The following is an 18,486-nucleotide window of genomic DNA, read 5'->3' as shown; positions in this document are numbered from 1 at the left end:
ATATGTGACTCAATCGTCATATTTACTATTCAGTATTGTTGAGCTAATAAGGATCTAACAATGAACAACTACGCTATTTTAGTCGCACGTATCATGATGCCTGTCTTATTTATTGTGGCCGGATACGGCAAATTAGGGGATGCTTATGCAGGAACTCAGCAATATATGCAGGCAATGGGTGTTCCGGGGGCATTGCTGCCGTTAACCATTCTGCTTGAACTGGGCGGCGGCCTGGCCATCCTGTTTGGTTTCTTAACCCGCACAACCGCGATTTTCACCTTTGGTTTTACTGTGCTGACCGCCCTGCTGTTCCACAGTAATTTTGCGGAAGGTGCCAACCAGTTAATGTTTATGAAAAACTTTACCATTGCAGGCGGTTATTTACTGCTGGCTGTTACCGGACCGGGTAAATTCAGTATCGATTATTTACTGAAAAAGAAATGGTAATTGCATTCAGGCAAAGCCACACAGCAATATAATAAATAATACTATTGTGAAACATCCGCTCCGGCGGATGTTTCTGAACAGATTTATCAAAAATATGCATCATTTTTTCCGCATAACCCCGGTTCACAATATAGGCATTGGCACAATATGCATATTTAAGGCTGAGAGAACAAATATCCGCTTCATGCTCATAAACGTTGTAATAATTTCCGCCTAATAATGCAACATCCCACTCTCTTTTCTGAAGCGCGGATAAAAAGAGATTAGCCTGCAGAATATGTTCATCATCGCAATAAAAATTGCAGTCATCCTCAACAACCAGCACCGGTCCCCAGTCATTTTCAGCGATCATTTTCATCACAGCGGCATGAGAAAGCGCATATCCCAGAAATCCCGGTTTTTTCTCAACCGCATCAAAGCGGATAATTTTCTGATAAGGGATTTCAATATTTTTCAGTGCTTCCAGAATGTCGTCTTTGCGATCCGGCCGGGATTCCAGATTAATGTAAATCACTTTTTCGATAAGATCGTGTTCAAATGCGAAACTGACATCTGACATAAACCGTTTCAGATCCACGCTGCCTCCTGCAAATACACTGATGACATACCTTTTATTGCCGGTGAATATTCACTGAATGCTAACGGATACATATCACCGGTCAATCGCTGTTGTTCCTATTATTGATTAACGCATTTCCCGGCAGATACCGCAACCGCCCTCCGGCACACAAAAAAATACCTGCCGCGGATAGCCGGGCAGGTATCTGATAATGACCGGTGATAGTGCCGGTTTATTTTCCGCTGAATAATTTCGGAATTTCCCGCAGACACCAGGCTTTGGCCTCACCCATGCTGTCGCGGCGCCACGCCATAATCACATTGGTTTCATGGCTGTATTCGGAGCCGATCACTTTCAGGCGGCCTTCCTGAATATCTTTTTCCACCAGCGGGTACGGCATGCTCGCCACACCCAGTCCGGCAAGCAGGGCACGACGTTTATCATCAATAGAACTGACCGTCAGGCGCTGTTGTTTGTCCAGCAGTAACACCGTCAGTACCGGACGTTCGCGGGCAGTATCCGCCACGGCAATTCCCCGGTATTTCACCCGGGTGGTATCGGATAACGGCTCCGGCTCTTTGTGGATCGGGTGATCCGGTGCCGCCACATACACATTCACCACAGAATAGAGCGGGCGGGAGTTGATTTCAGAAGAAGTGCGGAAATGCATATCCGGCGCAATCACGATATCGGCACGCCCGGTTTCCAGCCGCTCCCAGGCACCGGCAAGCACTTCGGTGGCCAGAGTCAGCTGAGTGGTGGATTTCTGTGCCAGTTTGTCCACCAGCGGGAACAGCGAGGCCGTCGGGATCAGCGCCTCACAGACGATGGTCAGGTGCGGCTCCCAGCCTCTTGCCAGTGCTTCCGCATCACTGGTCAGTTTATCCGCCGCTTCCAGCAGCAGGCGGCCGCGCTCCAGCAGCATCCGCCCGACATTAGTGAATTTTGTCCGGTGACCCGAGCGGTCAAACAGAACAACATCCAGCTCTTCTTCCAGTTTCTGCATGGTATAGCTCAGGGCGGACGGTACACGCCCCAGTTCTTCCGCCGCCGCCGCAAAACTTCCCCGGCGGTCGATGGCATCCATCACGCGCAATGATTCCAGCGTTAACGCTTTGTCTTTACTCATCATTATCTCAGTCAGAAATTTTGAATGTCGCCACCAGATTAACTGGCTAACAATTCAGCGTCCAGCCCTTTATTATTTCACCATGTAGAATAACAGGCAGACCATTATGATTATACACAGAACCGCCGGACAGGCCGGGTCCGCCGACTATGGCTGGTTACAGGCGAAATATGCTTTCTCTTTCGGGCACTATTTTGACCCCGGATTTATGGGGTACGGCCCGCTGAAAGCACTGAATCAGGAGGTACTGGCTCCCGGTGCCGGTTTCCAGCCCAAATCCTATCCCGATGTGGATATTGTAAACCTGATCCTCAGAGGGAAGCACGATATTCGTGATAATGACGGACTGTATCTGGAGAGCAGACAGGATGAGTGTCTGTTTTTCTCACCGCGCAGGGATGTCAGTTACACTGAAACCAATCCCTGTGAGAAATCACCGCTGACCCGGATTCAGATCTGGCTGAAAGCTGCACGCGGCAGCCTGCGCGGCAGTTCACAAAAACTGATGCTGACACAGCAGCCGGTACAGCTGATTGCCTCGCCGGATGGTGAAGACGGCAGTCTTGATTTACAGCAGGGGGTGCGGATTTCCCATATCCTGCTTCCTGCCGGTGAATCCCTGACACTGCCGTTGTACGGTAAACGGGCATTCTATCAGTCGGTTCACGGTACAGTGACGGCGGATGACGGGCAGAAACAGGGGATAATTGAATGCGGTGACGGCGCGTTTATTCAGGACAGCCGGGAAGTGACCTTTCAGGCGAAAACGCCCTGCCGGGCACTGCTTATTGATATTCTGGCCTGACACACGGCCTGAAATGAAACAACCCCGCGTCAGACGCGGGGTTGTGATAGTGAGGAGTCAGCCGTTAAGCCGGGTTCTGTCGTGGACAATCATTCCTCTGGGCCAGCACTCACGCACTGGCTCAAGCAGCCTACCCGGGTTCAGTGCGGGCCGCACCATATGAACCCCTATTTGGCCTTGCTCCGGGTGGAGTTTACCGTGCCACGGACTGTTACCAGCCGCGCGGTGCGCTCTTACCGCACCCTTTCACCCTTACCTGTGCCCTTACGGGCCATCGGCGGTTTGCTCTCTGTTGCACTGGTCGTAGGCTCGCGCCTCCCAGACGTTATCTGGCACCCTGCCCTGTGGAGCCCGGACTTTCCTCCCCTTTACCCGTCTCCCGGAGGGACTACGATAAAGCAGCGATTGCCTGGCTGACTCCGCTGCGGATTATAAGCAGCTTTCCCGCTGATGTACAGAATAACTCCGCTCCGGAAGAGCGGATGGCGGAAAAGGCATCACTCTGCGGCAGAATCCCCGTCCAGGGTGTAACGGTAAAGAGCATTTTTCTTCACGCCGTACAGTTCCGCCACCACCGCAGCCGCTTTTTTCGGCGGCAGTTCTTTCTGCACAATCGCCAGCGCACGCAGAATTTCCGGGCTGAATTCCTCATCCTGCACCGGCTTAGCACCTTCCGCAATCAGCACCATCTCCCCTTTGCGGCGGTTTTCGTCTTCCTTAATCCAGGCCAGCAGTTCCCCGACCGGTTTTCCCTGAATGGATTCCCAGGTTTTGGTCAGCTCCCGCGCCAGCACCACATAACGGTCTTCCCCCCAGACGGTGACCATATCGGCCAGTGTGTCCAGAATACGGTGAGTGGATTCATAAAAAATCAGCGTGCGCGGTTCATCGGCCAGTGCCCGCAGTGTGTCCTGACGGCTCTTGGTTTTGGCCGGCAGAAATCCTTCGTAACAAAAACGGTCAGAAGGCAGACCGGCAGCACTCAGCGCGGTGACAGCCGCACAGGCACCGGGCAGCGGGATCACAGTAAGCCCCGCATCACGGGCGCGGCGGACCAGATGGTAACCGGGATCGTTAATTAAAGGTGTACCTGCATCGGACACTAATGCGATACTGATCCCGGACTGTAATTTGGTAATTAATTGATCTGCTTTATACTGTTCATTATGATCATGCAGCGCAAACAACCGGTTATTAATACCGAAGTGCGAAAGTAATAAGCCGGTATGCCGGGTATCTTCCGCTGCAATCAGATCGACATTCGTGAGCACCTCAAGAGCACGTGCTGTGATGTCATTCAGATTACCGATCGGTGTCGGCACAACATAAAGTGTCGCTGCCGCAACCACGGCTTGATTAGGTTGATTCATTGTTTCGTCCAGATGATCACATTAGAATTGAGCTTTCAGAAAACTATAACCGGGTACAGTATGTTTTCCTTAACTTTATCGCGTTACCGCAGGCAATTACTTTGTACCGCACTCTTTTCCACGCTGGTTCTCTCAGGCTGTACACTTGAGAACCGGCATGCGGGCACAGCCGGCAAAGGCCAGCCGGAAACACAGGTTCAGCAATATCAGAAGATTATTGATGCAGCCGCCGGAAAGCCGTCCGTTGACGCAATCCGTGCTTATATCGCTCAGGAGCCGCTGCTCACTGATCCGGATGCACATCAGCAGAATATTGATGAAACCTGGCTGATGCTAACACGTTTTACCCCCGAAGAGCGCAATAACATTCAGGTTAACGCTGATGAAAGCGTCTTACAGGGCTGGGTTGATCTGCTTATTCTGTATCAGAACAACCAGCAGGATCTGAAAGCGCTTTCCGCCGCACTGGGTGACTGGCAAATCCGTTACCCGGATAACCCGGCCGCCAAATCCCTGCCGCAGGACCTTATCCAGACCCTGAGCAGCACCTACGGCCAGACCGGTAAAAATGCCCGCGTTGCCCTGTTCCTGCCGCTGAGCGGCCAGGCGAAACTGATGGGTGATGCTATCCGTCAGGGCTTTACTGATGCACAAAACGGCGCGGTATACAGTACCGGTTACCGGGTTGCTGATGTTCCGGCCGCACAGCCGGTCAGCGCCGTTCCGGCACAGACCACCCTCAGCCCGGCAGATCCGGATAAAGATATCACCGCACCGGATGAAGCAAACGGTGCACCGTCAAATGACAGCACCGCAGACGGCGCAACCGCCGCAAGTCCGGTATCTGCCCCGCAGGCACTGCCGTACAGCGGCGAGTCCCGCACTGTCACTGACGTGAAAATCTATGATACCGACAGCAAACCGCTGGCAACTCTGCTGGCGCAGGCACAGGCTGACGGCATGGACCTGATTGTCGGGCCGCTGCTCAAAGGGGATGTGGCCACACTGGCAACCGCAAACACCCCGCTGAACATTCTGGCGCTCAATGAATTAGATACACCAATCGCCCGTCCGAATGTCTGCTACTTCTCACTTTCACCGGAAGATGAAGCCCGCAACGCCGCACAGTTTATCCGTCAGGATAATAAAACTGCTCCTCTGGTACTGACACCGGATAACAGCTTCGGCCGCCGGATCGCACAAAGCTTTGCCGATGAGTGGCAGAAAAATGGTGGTGGCTTGGTACTGCATCAGACCTTCTCCGGCAATCCGGGCAGTTCACTTTCACTGACCGGCGTGCCGGTGCAGCCATCCTCATCAGCGGCAGCGCAGCCGGACGGTACCGTGGTACAGCCGCAGCCTGTCAGCGGCGGTGTGGACTCTGTCTATATTATCGCCACCTCTGATCAGCTGATTTACATCAAACCGGCGCTGGAATTTGCCACCAGTGCGCGCGGACGCCCGGCGTTTTATGCCAGCTCCCGCAGCAATAAAGCCGGAACCGGCAAAGATTTTCAGTTTGAAATGGAAGGGCTGAAACTGACAGATATCCCGCTGATTGCGGGCGGTAATCCGCAGTTACTGAGTCAGGCAGCCGGGAAATTCGGCAACGACTATACCCGTGTCCGCCTCTATGCGATGGGCATGGATGCATGGCGTCTGGCGAATCAGTTCGGTGATATGCAGCGTCATACTCTGCGCATGAATGGCGCCAGCGGAGACATCACTGTCACTGATAACTGCACCGTTTACCGTCACCTGCCGTGGCTGGAGTTTAAGCAGGGTAATCTTGCCCCGCTGGGTGCCGCAAACTAGTCTTTGTCTGAATTTTACAGGTGACAGGATGTCACCTTTATATTGCTGATATACAGGGAACGTATTTATGCTTGCATGGCTGACAGGCCGTCGTCATGAACAATTTGCCCGGCGCTGGCTGGAACAGCAGGGACTGACATTTGTTGCGCAGAATGTCCGTTTCCGCCGGGGCGAAATTGATTTAATTATGCGGGACAGCGGCACCTGGGTGTTTACCGAGGTCCGCTACCGCCGCAATGCACACTATGGCGGAGCGGCTGCCAGTGTCACAAAAACCAAACAGCGCCGCTTACTTTATGCGGCTTCCTGCTGGTTATCTCAGCAACAGCTGAGTATGCTGACCTGTGACTGCCGTTTTGACATTTGCGCCATAACCGGTGACCATATCGACTGGCTGAAAAATGCCTTTGGTCACGCCGACTTTTGTTAATGTCGTTATCCGTTGCTGATAGCAGGACTTATACGTGTTAGACAGAATTAAACAGTGTTTTACTGAAAGTATTCAGACGCAGATTGCAGCCGCAGAAGCCCTGCCGGATGCTATTTCCCGGGCGGCCATGATGATGGTTCAGTCGCTGCTCAACGGCAATAAAATCCTCTGCTGCGGTAACGGCGGGTCGGCGGCGACAGCTTCGCGCTTCGCCACCAGTATGATCCACCGGTTTGAAACCGAACGCCCGAGCCTGCCCGCACTGGCACTGAATACGGATAATGTGGTGATGACCGCAATCGCCGCCAACCGGCAGCAGGATGAAATTTATGCCAAGCAGGTCCGCGCCATCGGCCAGACCGGTGATGTGCTGCTGGCGATATCCACACACGGCAACAGCCGCAATATTATCAAAGCGGTTGAAGCTGCGGTGACCCGTGATATGACCATTGTGGCCCTGACCGGCTACGACGGCGGGGAGCTGGCTGGTCTGCTGGGTCCGCGTGATGCGGAAATCCGCGTACCCTCACAGCACAGTGTCCGCATACAGGAAGTGCATATGCTGACGGTGAATTGTTTATGTGATTTAATCGACAATACCCTTTTCCCCCACCAGGAAGACTAAGGAGATATTATGAGAATTGTGCCCGTGGCAGCACTAATCTGCAGCGCGTTACTGTTACAGGGATGTATCGGCGCAGCACTTGTCGGATCTGCGGCAGTTGCGACCAAAGCCGCATCAGACCCCCGTTCTGTCGGCACACAGGTCGATGACGGCACACTGGAAGCCCGTGTCAGCGGCCAGCTCAATAAAGATAAAGATATCAAACAGCAGCGGATTATTCCGGTGGCTTATCAGGGGAAAGTCCTGCTGATTGGTCAGGCGGAAGATCTCTCTCTGGCTCGGCGGGCAAAAGAGATTGCCGCCAAAGTGGACGGTACCGAACTGGTGTATAACGAAGTCCGCCAGGGAACACCGATTGATTTGGGGACTGCCTCCAAAGACGCCTGGATTACGACAAAAGTCCGTTCTAAGCTGCTGACCAGTGATGCGGTAAAATCCGCGAATATCAAGGTAATCACTGAAAACGGTGAGATTTTCCTGTTAGGGGTGGTTACCCGTCAGGAAGGGGCTGCCGCGGCGAAAGTAGCCAGTGAAACGGATGGCGCGAAAAAAGTCACCACCGCCTTTACCTGGCTGAATTAATTCCGTCTGCTTTCGGAAACCGATAAGAAACCTGACTTAATGTCAGGTTTTTTTATGCCCGTGCCGGATGCCTGCTTTCTGCTCATCCGCCTGAATGCAGATAAAATGCAGGATATATCAATAAATAACAAATAATAAGAATATTATACCAAAACAGTCTGAGCTACGGTCATTATTATATTTACTTATCATTTTTGTAAAAAAACAAATCAGTAAGATAAATTCATTATACTGCGGCTAATTATCAGCCAGATTATTTTTCTTCAGGAACGTTGTTCCGCCCAGCAACTGCATCTGATGCAATATCCATTGCTGACGCTGGCGGAGATACGCGGAAGGTTTATCCGCATGCAACCGGTGGGGATTCGGCAGCACGGCAGCCAGTAATGCAGCCTCAGCCGCCGTCAGATTTTTCGCGCTTTTGCCGAAAAAGTGCTGCGCCGCCGCTTCGGCACCGAAAATTCCCGGCCCGAACTCCGCGATATTGAGATACACCGTCAGGATCCGTGACTTTGACCAGACCAGCTCAATACCGGGCGTCAGCAGCGTTTCCAGCCCTTTTCGTACCCAGCTGCGGCCATCCCACAGAAACAGGTTCTTGACCGTCTGCTGGCTCAGTGTGGATGCACCGCGTGCCGCCCTGCCTTTCTTACCGCTTTTTGACAGTGCGTCGGAGATAGCACCAAAGTCAAAACCGTGGTGGTGCGGGAAATTCTGATCCTCAGACGCAATCACCGCCAGCTTCATCTGCGGGGAAATAGCGTCTTCACCCGCCCATGTACTGTGAGCGACATAAGAAAAATTGAATGTTGACCATGCCGAAAGCTGCCTTTCCAGCATCACCATAGAGTAAGGGACAGGGAGGAACGCGAACAAAATTATCATTGTTACCCATAACAACATAACAAAAACAACTATTTTTCGCAGAAACCGCAATATCCTCCCCATCATTTTCCTCATTCTTTATCAGGCCATTCCGAGCACTTTCTTCACGAGTTTATCAATCCCGATCTGTGCCTGTGCGATATTCTCAGCCAGCATATAGGCTGGGGTTGTCACGATTTTATGGGTTTCATCTACGACGATATTATCCACCGTGCAATTGACATGTACGCCGCCCATTTCCGCGATCGCCGCCGCAATATCAGAATCATTGCCAATGGTAAGTTGTACTGATGAATTAACGATTTTCGGGATCATCACCGGTGCAATACACATAAATCCCATCGGTTTGCCCTGAGATAACATCCCACGCGTCAATAGTAAAAAATATTTATCTATTTCGCAGTCAGCACCTTTTACGGCAAAATCGCACAGATTTTTTGCCGCACCGAAACCGCCCGGAACAATCAGTGCATCCAGCTGTGACGCATCCGCTTCGGCCAGCGGACGGATTTCTCCGCGTGAAATCCGTGCTGACTCTTCCAGCATATTGCGCTTTTCTGATTTTTCCTCACCGGAAAGATGATTGATAACAGTGCGTTGAGGTTCATCCGGTGCAAAAAAATACACCTGTGCGCCGGATTGGGTTAAACTGAGCAGCGAAAGAACGGATTCATGGATTTCACTACCGTCGAAAACACCGCATCCGCTTAAAACGATACCAACAGATTTCATATCTGACTCCTTTTGTAGTAGATTAATGCTTAACCCTTTAGAGGTGCAAACACCAATCTTCATCACAGTTTTTAATGAATCTTGTAACAAAAATACTTATCTTTGCTATGTTGAAGCCTGTATGATGTAAGAGCCTATTTCATCACTCGCCTAAATAACGATAAATAGTTGTCGCGGGTGAACCAGTTTCCCTGGTGTTGGCGCAGTATTCGCGCACCCCAACCTCGGTTGGGGTTATTTTTTACCTGCGATTTGCCAGCCAGTTTCTTAAAATTCCCACCTGACTTTCCCAATCGTGATTCAGTTCATCGACCCACTCCTGCACGTTATCGTCCCATGCCGGTAATTCCGGTGACTGAATCTGCTGTGCAACCTGCCGCAGATGGATAAGCCCGACTGACCCGGCGGCGCCTTTGATTTTATGTCCCTCTTCCGCAATGCCTTTGCGGTCTTTCGCCACCATGTTGGAATTGAGGATCGCCAGATAGCCCGGCATCATTTTTTCAAACACATCCAGGCTGTCTTCAATCAGTTTCGGTCCCACCAGTTCGATGTACTGATTCAGCATCTCCAGATCCAGTGACTGCGCATACACGTCCTCAGACGCCGCTGAGCCGCTTTCCTCCGCAGGCAGTGCCTCACTACCGTCTCCCCAGAATTTCGCTATCATCTGCGTCAGAGCGCCCACAGCGAGAGGTTTGCTCAGCACGTCATCCATACCGGCGTCCAGATACTCTTTTTTATCCTTCAGCACATTGGCGGTCAGTGCCACCAGCGGCGGTAAATCATCCGCCTGATAACGCTGATGCAGCTCACGGGCGATATCCAGTCCGCTCATATCCGGCAGCTGAATATCCAGCAGCACAAGGTCGTACTCCTCCGGTGAGAACATCGCCAGCGCGTCACGGCCGTTCATCGCGACATCCACCGTGTTCCCCAGTTTCTCCAGGACAGAGCGCGCCACCACCACATTCAGCTCGATATCCTCCACCAGCAGGATATTCAGGGCCGGCAGCAGCAGGCCGTCATCTTCCTCCTCCTCCGGAGCCTCCTGTGCAGGTGCACAGACCGACAGCGTGAAGCAGGAGCCTTTGCCCGGCTCACTGGTCACGGTGATATCACCGCCCATCGCCTGCGCCAGACGGCGGGAGACCGCCAGGCCGATACCGGTACCGGTGGCAGGGCGTCCGCCCGCGCTGTCCGTTACCTGGTAATACATGGCGAAGATTTTTTCCAGCTCATCCTTCGGAATGCCGATACCGGAATCCCGCACCTCAAAGCAGAGCATATCATTGGCTTCACGCCACACTTTCACCGTGATACCGCCTTCGCGGGTGAACTTCACGCCGTTGCCGATAAGATTCCACAGGATCTGGCGCAGACGGGTGCCATCCGCCATGATCACAGACGGTACCGGCTGGATCAGGTCGAGAGTGAACTGCAGCCCTTTCGGCTGCACCAGCAGCCCGGACAGGTTTTCCAGATCAGAAATAAATTCGGTGAAATTGACCGGCTGGGTATCGAGGCGGACATTGCGCCGCTCCAGTTTGTCCATCTCAATCACGTCATTGAAGATATTGCCGAGGGTGACGGCGCTGACATGAATGGTTTTCAGGTAGTTTTCCTGTTCCGGATTGAGATCCGTATCCAGCAGAATGCGGCTCAGCCCGACAATCCCGTTCAGTGGCGTACGCAGTTCGTGACTGATGGTGGAGATAAAGGTGGTTTTCTCACGGCTGGCGTTTTCAATCGCTTCCTGATAACGCTTGCGCTCAGTGATATCACGACCAAAGCCCATCAGGCCGTGGCGTTTGCCGACACTGTCATAGAACGGTACTTTGCGCAGCTCAAAGCAGGCTTTGCGTCCGTCCGGGTAGACCAGCCACTGCTCATAGGTGAGCGAAACATTATGACGGAACACTTTTTCATCCGTTTCCATCACCTTATCAGCGATTTCCGGTTCATAAATATCGCGCGGGGTCAGGCCGCGCAGCAGTTTTTCACTGCGGCCGGTAAGCAGTTCCATCGCGCGGTTACAGCCGGAAAACTCATTTTTCTCATTGCGGTAATACACCAGGTCCGGCGAAGCATCAAGGAAGGAGCGCAGCAGGACAGATTGCTGTTCAAATTCGAGCTGGGTCTGTTCGCGGCGGCTGATCTCTTTCTTCAGTTTATCCAGCAGAACAACCTGTTCATCCTCAACTTTTTCGCGCTCGGTAATCTCCTGATTCAGTTGGGTAATGTTCTCTTTCAGCTGTTCATTGAGTTCGAGATCCCGCTTGCGCATCACTTCCAGTTTACTGACCAGTCTGGACAGGCGCTGGCGGGATTCCTCCAGCTGTTCAACCACCACAGACATAAAATAGACCGCCCACGGCGTGATCAGCAGGCCGAAGAAGACAGAGCGCACCAGGTCAATGCTCTGTACTTCCCCCTGAAGCAGCATGGTGACAGCAATCTGCACCACCATCGCCAGCACCACCAGTCCCGATGCCAGCAATAACGAAAACCGGACCAGGCCCAGTTTCATCAGTAAATCAACATAATATTGTGCTAAACCGCGTAGCAATTTCATACCTGCTCCACCCGCTGAATGAGGGTTAGTATCATAACGTAAAATTGGCGGATCACAGCGTTTCCGGCGCGGATTAAGTAAAAAATCAAATCAGCCGGCGTTACAGGCATCCTCAGCCGGATAATATGGCCGGATTACCACCCGGTACTGTTTTTTTATCTGAATAAAATTAAAAACACGACATTTATCTGCAAATTAGCAGAAACAGAGCAGATAAAATCAGGTTATAAATAAAAATGCCCATGCTGCGCGGTAATAACCCGCAAAAAATAGTGATGTACATCACACAAAAAATCGGTACTCCGGTTGCGGAAACAGCGGATTAAAATCCTGAAAATAGTTTTTTTTCATTAAATTATCGCAAAAACCATGCTCACATACTGTCAGTTACCTGATATTTGACCGTCACCGTATTTCCCGGTAAGTTGAAAAACGACGTTCCGGATCACCTGTGGTCAGCACCGATATAATAATTATTCGCTTGCCGGTCGCGGCACAAACACACATCACAATACCCTTTGCTGAGATATCTGTCGTCAGCAGGGCTGACTGAGGCCCGGAAACAGCTTTGCCGCAGAAATGCGGCCTAATGTGAGACATGCAAAAGGGGCCACTTATGCTTTATAACCCGTCACAGGATAAGGACAACTGCGGTTTCGGCCTGATTGCCCACCTCGAAGGACAACCCAGCCACAAAGTCGTGCGTACTGCCATCAGCGGGCTGGCGCGGATGCAGCACCGCGGTGCGATCCTCGCCGACGGCAAAACCGGGGACGGCTGCGGTTTGTTATTACAAAAACCCGATCGCTTCTTTCAGATGATTGCTGCAGAGAATGAATGGCGGCTGGCGCGTAATTATGCAGTCGGGATGCTGTTTCTCAGTCAGGATCCGGTCATTGCACAAGCCTGCCGCGATATTATCGAAGAAGAGCTGGCGGACGAAACACTGTTTATCGCAGGCTGGCGTAAAGTGCCGGTCAGACCGGAGATCCTCGGCGAAATCGCCCTCGCCGGTATGCCGCAGATTGAGCAGGTCTTTATCAATGCTCCCGCAGGCTGGCGGGCACGGGATCTGGAACGCCGCCTGTTTATGGCGCGCCGCCGGATTGAAAAGCGCATCAGCGACCCGGATTTTTATGTCTGCAGCCTGTCCAATCTGGTGACGATTTATAAAGGGTTGTGCATGGCCGCCGATCTGCCGCGTTTTTATCCGGATCTGGCCGATTTAAGAATGGAATCTGCTATCTGTCTGTTTCACCAGCGCTTTTCAACCAATACTGTTCCGCGCTGGCCGCTGGCACAGCCTTTCCGCTATCTCGCTCATAACGGCGAAATCAACACTATCACCGGTAACCGCGAATGGGCACGTGCCCGTGCTTACAAATTCCGCACGCCGCTGATCCCGGATCTCATCACCGCCGCCCCGTTTGTTAATGAAACCGGTTCGGATTCCAGCTCACTGGATAATATGCTGGAACTGTTTCTTAACGGCGGAATGGATCTGGTGCGTGCCATGCGGCTGCTGGTACCGCCTGCCTGGCAGAATCACCCGGATATGGATGATGATCTGCGCGCCTTTTTTGATTTTAACTCCATGCATATGGAGCCGTGGGACGGCCCGGCCGGGATTGTTATCTCTGACGGGCGCTATGCCGCCTGTAACCTCGACCGCAACGGGCTGCGCCCTGCCCGCTATGTCATTACCACAGACAAACTGATCACCTGCGCCTCTGAGATCGGTATCTGGGATTACCAGCCGGATGAGGTCACGGAAAAAGGCCGGGTCGGGCCGGGGGAACTGCTGGTGATTGATACACAGGAAGGCCGCATTCTGCATACCCGCGAGACCGATAACGATCTCAAAACCCGTCATCCGTACAAGGCGTGGCTGGAGAAAAATGTTGTGCGGCTCACGCCGTATCAGGATCTGATGAATAAAACACCGCCGCAGCGCGCCTTCGGTGATGCACAACTGGCGGTGTATCAGAAACAGTTCGGGTACACCCTGGAAGAGCTGGAGCAGGTTCTGCGGGTGCTGGGGGAAAACGGCCAGGAAGCGGTAGGCTCAATGGGGGATGATACCCCGTTTGCGGTACTCTCCGCCCGCCCGCGCCTGATTTATGACTATTTCCGCCAGCAGTTTGCCCAGGTAACCAACCCGCCGGTCGATCCGCTGCGGGAAGCCCATGTTATGTCGCTCGCCACCAGCATCGGCCGGGAAATGAATGTCTTCTGCGAAGCGGAAGGCCAGGCACACCGGCTGAGTATGGCCTCACCGGTGCTGATGCACACGGATTTCGAACAATTACTGAGCCGTGATCCGGATTATTACCGTGCAGAACATCTGTCACTCTGTTTTGATCCGCGGGAAACCACACTGGAACAGGCGATCCGCACCCTGTGTGATAATGCGGAAGCCGCTGTCCGCGCCGGTACTGTACTGGTGGTACTGAGTGACCGGCAGATTTCCCCGGACACCCTGCCGATCCCGGCATCGATGGCGGTAGGCGCGGTACAGCAACGGCTGGTCAGCCAGAGCCTGCGCTGTGACGCCAATATCATCGCCGAAACCGCCGGTGCCCGTGACCCGCATCATTTTGCTGTGCTGCTCGGATTCGGTGCCACCGCCATTTACCCTTATCTTGCCTGTGAATCCCTGCTGAAACTGTGCAGTGATAACGTCCTCACGCACTCACCGGCACAGGTATTGCTCAACTACCGCAACGGTATCAACAAAGGACTGTATAAAATCATGTCCAAAATGGGGATCTCTGCTGTCTCCTCCTACCGCTGTGCCAAACTGTTTGAAGCAGTCGGCCTGAGTGATTCTGTGGCAGAGCTCTGCTTCCGGGGTGTACCGAACCGGATCGGCGGCGCGGATTTCAGTGATTTTCAGCAGGATCTGCATAATCTGTCCCGCCTCGCCTGGCTGCCGCGCAAACCACTCGATGCGGGCGGTTTGCTGAAATACATTCATAACAGTGAATATCATGCTTATAACCCGGATGTGATCGCAACATTGCAAAAAGCGGTTCACAGCGGACATTATGCGGATTATCAGCATTATGCTGCCCTGGTAAACGGTCGTCCGGCGGCTATGCTGCGCGATTTGCTGGCACTGCGCACGGACACGCACCCCATCAGCATTGATGAAACTGAATCGGCTGAATCCCTGTTTTCCCGCTTTGATACCGCCGCCATGTCTATCGGTGCCCTCAGCCCGGAAGCCCATGAGGCACTGGCTGTCGCCATGAACCGGCTCGGCGGCAGCTCCAATTCAGGCGAAGGCGGAGAAGACCCGGCGCGGTTCGGCACAGAAAAAAACTCTAAAATCAAACAGGTGGCCTCCGGCCGCTTTGGTGTGACACCGGGGTATCTGCGCAGCGCGCGGGTTATCCAGATCAAAGTGGCACAGGGCGCAAAACCCGGCGAAGGCGGCCAGTTGCCGGGAGATAAAGTCACGCCGTATATCGCCTCGCTGCGCTATTCGGTGCCCGGCGTCACCCTGATTTCCCCGCCGCCGCACCATGATATTTACTCTATCGAAGACCTGGCACAGCTGATTTTCGATCTCAAACAGGTCAATCCGGAAGCACTGATTTCCGTCAAACTGGTCTCTGAACCGGGCGTCGGCACCATTGCTACCGGTGTGGCCAAAGCCTATGCCGATTTCATCACCATTTCGGGATATGACGGCGGCACCGGCGCCAGTCCGCTCACCTCTGTCAAATACGCGGGTACCCCGTGGGAGCTGGGGCTGGCAGAAGCCCAGCAGGCACTGGTGAGCAACGGTCTGCGCCATAAAATCCGCTTACAGACAGATGGCGGACTGAAAACCGGGCTGGATATCATTAAAGCCGCCATTCTCGGCGCGGAGAGCTTCGGTTTCGGCACCGGCCCGATGGTTGCCCTCGGCTGCAAATATCTGCGTATCTGCCACCTGAATAACTGCGCCACCGGCGTGGCAACCCAGGATGAAACGCTGCGCCGCGATCACTATCACGGCCTGCCGGAGCGGGTAATGAACTATTTCCGCTTTATTGCACAGGAAACCCGTGAGCTGATGGCGCAACTGGGTGTGAGAAAACTGACCGACCTTATCGGCCGTACTGATTTGCTGGTCAGAATTGAAGGCACCACTGCCCGGCAGCAGAAACTGGATTTGTCCGATTTACTGGTCTCTCCGGTACCGCATGAAGGTGCGGCACTGTTCTGCTCTCAAACTAACCCGCCGTTTGATAAGGGGGAACTGAACCGCCGCATCCTGGAAGATACCCGGACCTGTGTGCAGACACAGCAATCCCGTGCCTTTTATTATGATATCCGCAATACCGACCGCTCGGTGGGGGCTGCGCTCTCCGGCTTTGTGGCGGAATTGTACGGCAACAGCGGGATCGCCGCCTCGCCGCTGAAACTGCATTTTACCGGCACCGCCGGGCAGAGTTTCGGGGTCTGGAATGCCGCCGGGATTGAACTGACGCTCACGGGCGATGCCAACGACTATGTCGGTAAAGGCATGGCGGGCGGGCAGATTGTTCTGCATCCGCATCCGGGTTCTGCCTTTGCCGCTCACGACACCACAATTGCCGGAAATACCTGTCTGTATGGTGCCACCGGCGGCAAACTCTATGCCGCAGGCCGTGCCGGAGAGCGCTTTGCTGTCCGTAACTCCGGCGCACTGGCGGTGGTCGAAGGCGTCGGTGATAACGGCTGTGAATATATGACCGGCGGGATTGTCTGTGTGCTCGGCAAAACCGGAATTAACTTCGCGGCCGGGATGACCGGCGGATTCGCTTATCTCTATGATGAGGACGGCACCGCCGCCGGACATGTCAATCCTGAAATGGCGGAAACCCGCGATATCAGCGGGCTGCCGGTTCTGCAGGAACATTTGCGCGGCATGCTGGAAGACCACCGCCGCCTGACCGGTTCCGCCAGAGCAGACGCACTTCTCAGAGATTGGACAGAGCAGGCCGGGCGGTTTATCCTCGTCAAGCCGAAATCTGCGGATATTTATGCACTTGCCGGGGTAACCCGCCACGCAGACACTGAATTACGGATCCGGGCACAGTAAGGGGAATCAAGATGAGCCGCAATGTTTATCAGTTTATTGAATTACAGCGTACGGATCCGCAAAAGCTGCCGCTGGCACTCCGTAAAACCGAATTTATCGAGATTTATGAGCCGTTTTCGCCGCCGCAGGTGAAAGAGCAGGCGACCCGCTGCCTCGGCTGTGGTAATCCGTACTGTGAATGGAAATGCCCGGTACATAACTATATCCCCAACTGGCTGCGGCTGGCGGAGGAAGGCCGGATTATTGAGGCCGCAGAGCTGTCACACCAGACCAACAGCCTGCCGGAAGTGTGCGGCCGGGTGTGTCCGCAGGATCGGTTGTGCGAAGGTGCCTGTACCCTGCATGACGAGTTTGGCGCGGTCACCATCGGCAATATTGAACGTTATATCACCGATAAAGCCTTTGAGATGGGCTGGAAACCGGATCTCTCCGCTGTCCGTCCGACCGGAAGAAAGGTCGCGGTGATTGGCGCCGGTCCTGCCGGGCTGGCCTGTGCCGATGTGCTGATCCGCAACGGCGTAACCCCGGTGGTGTTTGATAAACACCCGGAAATCGGCGGGCTTCTCACCTTCGGTATTCCGTCGTTTAAGCTGGAAAAATCCATTATGCAGCGCCGCCGTGAGCTGTTCACAGAGATGGGCGTGGAGTTTCAGCTGAATACCGAGATCGGAAAAGAGATCACGCTCAGTGAGTTACAGCAGAATTATGATGCCGTCTTTATTGGTGCGGGCACCTATCAGCCGATGGGCGGCGGGCTGAAAAATGAAGATGCCGCCGGGGTGTACAGCGCCCTGCCGTATCTGATCGGCAATACCCGTCAGGTGATGGGGTTGCCGGATGATGATTCCGCTCCGTTTATTGACCTGAAGAATAAACGCGTCGTGGTACTCGGCGGCGGAGATACGGCAATGGATTGCCTGCGGACCGCCATCCGTCAGGGTGCTGCAGAAGTGACCTGTGTGTACCGCCGGGATGAGGAGAACATGCCGGGCTCGCGCCGTGAGGTGAAAAATGCCAAAGAGGAAGGGGTTAATTTCCGTTTTAACTGTCAGCCATCCGCCATTGAAACCGATGCAACGGGTAACGCCTGTGGTGTCCGCGTATTAACCACCCGGTTGGGTGATGCGGACAGCAGCGGCCGCCGTCAGATTGAAACGGATGATAATTCCGCCTTTGTTATTGATGCCGATGCGGTCATTATCGCGTTCGGTTTCCGGCCGCACGCGATGCCGTGGCTGGACGCTCTCAGTGTCACACGGGATCAGCAGGGCCGGATCAGCGCCCCGGCACAGGCAACTTATCCGTTTGAAACCTCCGTCAGCGGTATTTTTGCCGGCGGGGATGTGGTACGCGGCTCGGATCTGGTGGTTACCGCCATTGCCGAAGGCCGCCGGGCGGCAGAAAGTATTCTCGATTATCTGCACGTATGAGCAGAGTAATTACCTGATCATGCTGCCT

14 protein-coding genes and 1 other RNA gene are annotated in these 18,486 nt (G+C 53.6%); 8 read left to right on the top strand and 7 right to left on the bottom strand.

Features of this window, described 5'->3' with window-relative positions; all coding sequences use genetic code 11:
• Positions 1–60 precede the first annotated feature (60 nt).
• Positions 61–447, top strand: coding sequence for a DoxX family protein (locus tag JL661_RS03245; RefSeq protein WP_004240479.1), 387 nt, complete (start codon positions 61–63; stop codon positions 445–447).
• On the opposite strand, the gene JL661_RS03240 is transcribed toward JL661_RS03245, so the two are convergent.
• Complete coding sequence (locus JL661_RS03240; RefSeq protein WP_062771909.1) at positions 413–1,024, bottom strand: glycosyltransferase family 25 protein; 612 nt, start codon at positions 1,022–1,024, stop codon at positions 413–415. The genes JL661_RS03245 and JL661_RS03240 overlap by 35 nt on opposite strands.
• A gap of 214 nt (positions 1,025–1,238) precedes the next feature.
• Complete coding sequence (locus JL661_RS03235) at positions 1,239–2,135, bottom strand: LysR family transcriptional regulator (protein WP_015422972.1); 897 nt, start codon at positions 2,133–2,135, stop codon at positions 1,239–1,241.
• Positions 2,136–2,241: 106 nt separating this feature from the next.
• Here JL661_RS03235 and JL661_RS03230 point away from each other — a divergent pair, with 106 nt between their 5' ends.
• Positions 2,242–2,940: a pirin family protein gene (locus JL661_RS03230; protein WP_004236363.1), complete on the top strand. Its 699-nt coding sequence runs from the start codon at positions 2,242–2,244 to the stop codon at positions 2,938–2,940.
• A 49-nt stretch (positions 2,941–2,989) separates the two neighbouring features.
• Here JL661_RS03230 and rnpB read toward each other — a convergent pair.
• An RNA gene (gene rnpB, locus JL661_RS03225) (RNase P RNA component class A) lies at positions 2,990–3,361 on the bottom strand.
• A gap of 76 nt (positions 3,362–3,437) precedes the next feature.
• Complete coding sequence (rsmI, locus tag JL661_RS03220) at positions 3,438–4,310, bottom strand: 16S rRNA (cytidine(1402)-2'-O)-methyltransferase (protein ID WP_024474533.1); 873 nt, start codon at positions 4,308–4,310, stop codon at positions 3,438–3,440.
• Positions 4,311–4,370: 60 nt separating this feature from the next.
• Between rsmI and JL661_RS03215 the strand changes: the two genes are divergently transcribed.
• The 4 genes from JL661_RS03215 (at position 4,371) to dolP (ending at position 7,762) form a co-directional block, all read left to right on the top strand.
• Positions 4,371–6,125, top strand: coding sequence for a penicillin-binding protein activator (locus JL661_RS03215; RefSeq protein ID WP_062771912.1), 1,755 nt, complete (start codon positions 4,371–4,373; stop codon positions 6,123–6,125).
• 67 nt (positions 6,126–6,192) lie between these two features.
• Positions 6,193–6,555 (top strand): YraN family protein, encoded by a 363-nt coding sequence (locus tag JL661_RS03210; RefSeq protein WP_049243337.1) that lies wholly within the window; start codon positions 6,193–6,195, stop codon positions 6,553–6,555.
• Positions 6,556–6,589: 34 nt separating this feature from the next.
• Positions 6,590–7,180, top strand: coding sequence for a DnaA initiator-associating protein DiaA (diaA, locus tag JL661_RS03205; protein WP_004240488.1), 591 nt, complete (start codon positions 6,590–6,592; stop codon positions 7,178–7,180).
• Positions 7,181–7,189: 9 nt separating this feature from the next.
• Positions 7,190–7,762 carry a division/outer membrane stress-associated lipid-binding lipoprotein gene (gene dolP, locus JL661_RS03200; protein WP_004236357.1) on the top strand — a complete coding sequence of 191 codons (573 nt, stop codon included), beginning with the start codon at positions 7,190–7,192 and terminating at the stop codon, positions 7,760–7,762.
• A 237-nt stretch (positions 7,763–7,999) separates the two neighbouring features.
• Here the strand turns inward: dolP and mtgA are convergent, their stop codons facing one another.
• The 3 genes from mtgA to arcB all read right to left on the bottom strand — a co-directional run bounded on the left by mtgA (position 8,000) and on the right by arcB (position 11,909).
• Positions 8,000–8,665: a monofunctional biosynthetic peptidoglycan transglycosylase gene (mtgA, locus tag JL661_RS03195; RefSeq protein ID WP_370598019.1), complete on the bottom strand. Its 666-nt coding sequence runs from the start codon at positions 8,663–8,665 to the stop codon at positions 8,000–8,002.
• 63 nt (positions 8,666–8,728) lie between these two features.
• Entirely contained in the window at positions 8,729–9,379 is a 651-nt protein-coding gene (elbB, locus tag JL661_RS03190) for an isoprenoid biosynthesis glyoxalase ElbB (RefSeq protein ID WP_004236355.1), read from the bottom strand.
• A 241-nt stretch (positions 9,380–9,620) separates the two neighbouring features.
• Complete coding sequence (gene arcB / locus JL661_RS03185) at positions 9,621–11,909, bottom strand: aerobic respiration two-component sensor histidine kinase ArcB (protein WP_370598155.1); 2,289 nt, start codon at positions 11,907–11,909, stop codon at positions 9,621–9,623.
• A gap of 661 nt (positions 11,910–12,570) precedes the next feature.
• Here arcB and gltB point away from each other — a divergent pair.
• Both gltB and JL661_RS03175 read left to right on the top strand, forming a co-directional pair.
• Positions 12,571–17,028 carry a glutamate synthase large subunit gene (gltB, locus tag JL661_RS03180; protein ID WP_062771915.1) on the top strand — a complete coding sequence of 1,486 codons (4,458 nt, stop codon included), beginning with the start codon at positions 12,571–12,573 and terminating at the stop codon, positions 17,026–17,028.
• Positions 17,029–17,039: 11 nt separating this feature from the next.
• Positions 17,040–18,458: an FAD-dependent oxidoreductase gene (locus JL661_RS03175; RefSeq protein WP_036423943.1), complete on the top strand. Its 1,419-nt coding sequence runs from the start codon at positions 17,040–17,042 to the stop codon at positions 18,456–18,458.
• The last annotated feature ends 28 nt before the right edge of the window (positions 18,459–18,486 follow it).

This window comes from Morganella morganii, assembly GCF_019243775.1.
Lineage (GTDB): Bacteria > Pseudomonadota > Gammaproteobacteria > Enterobacterales > Enterobacteriaceae > Morganella > Morganella morganii.
Note: the sequence above shows the minus strand (reverse complement) of the source record. Positions and strands in the feature narration are given on the sequence as shown.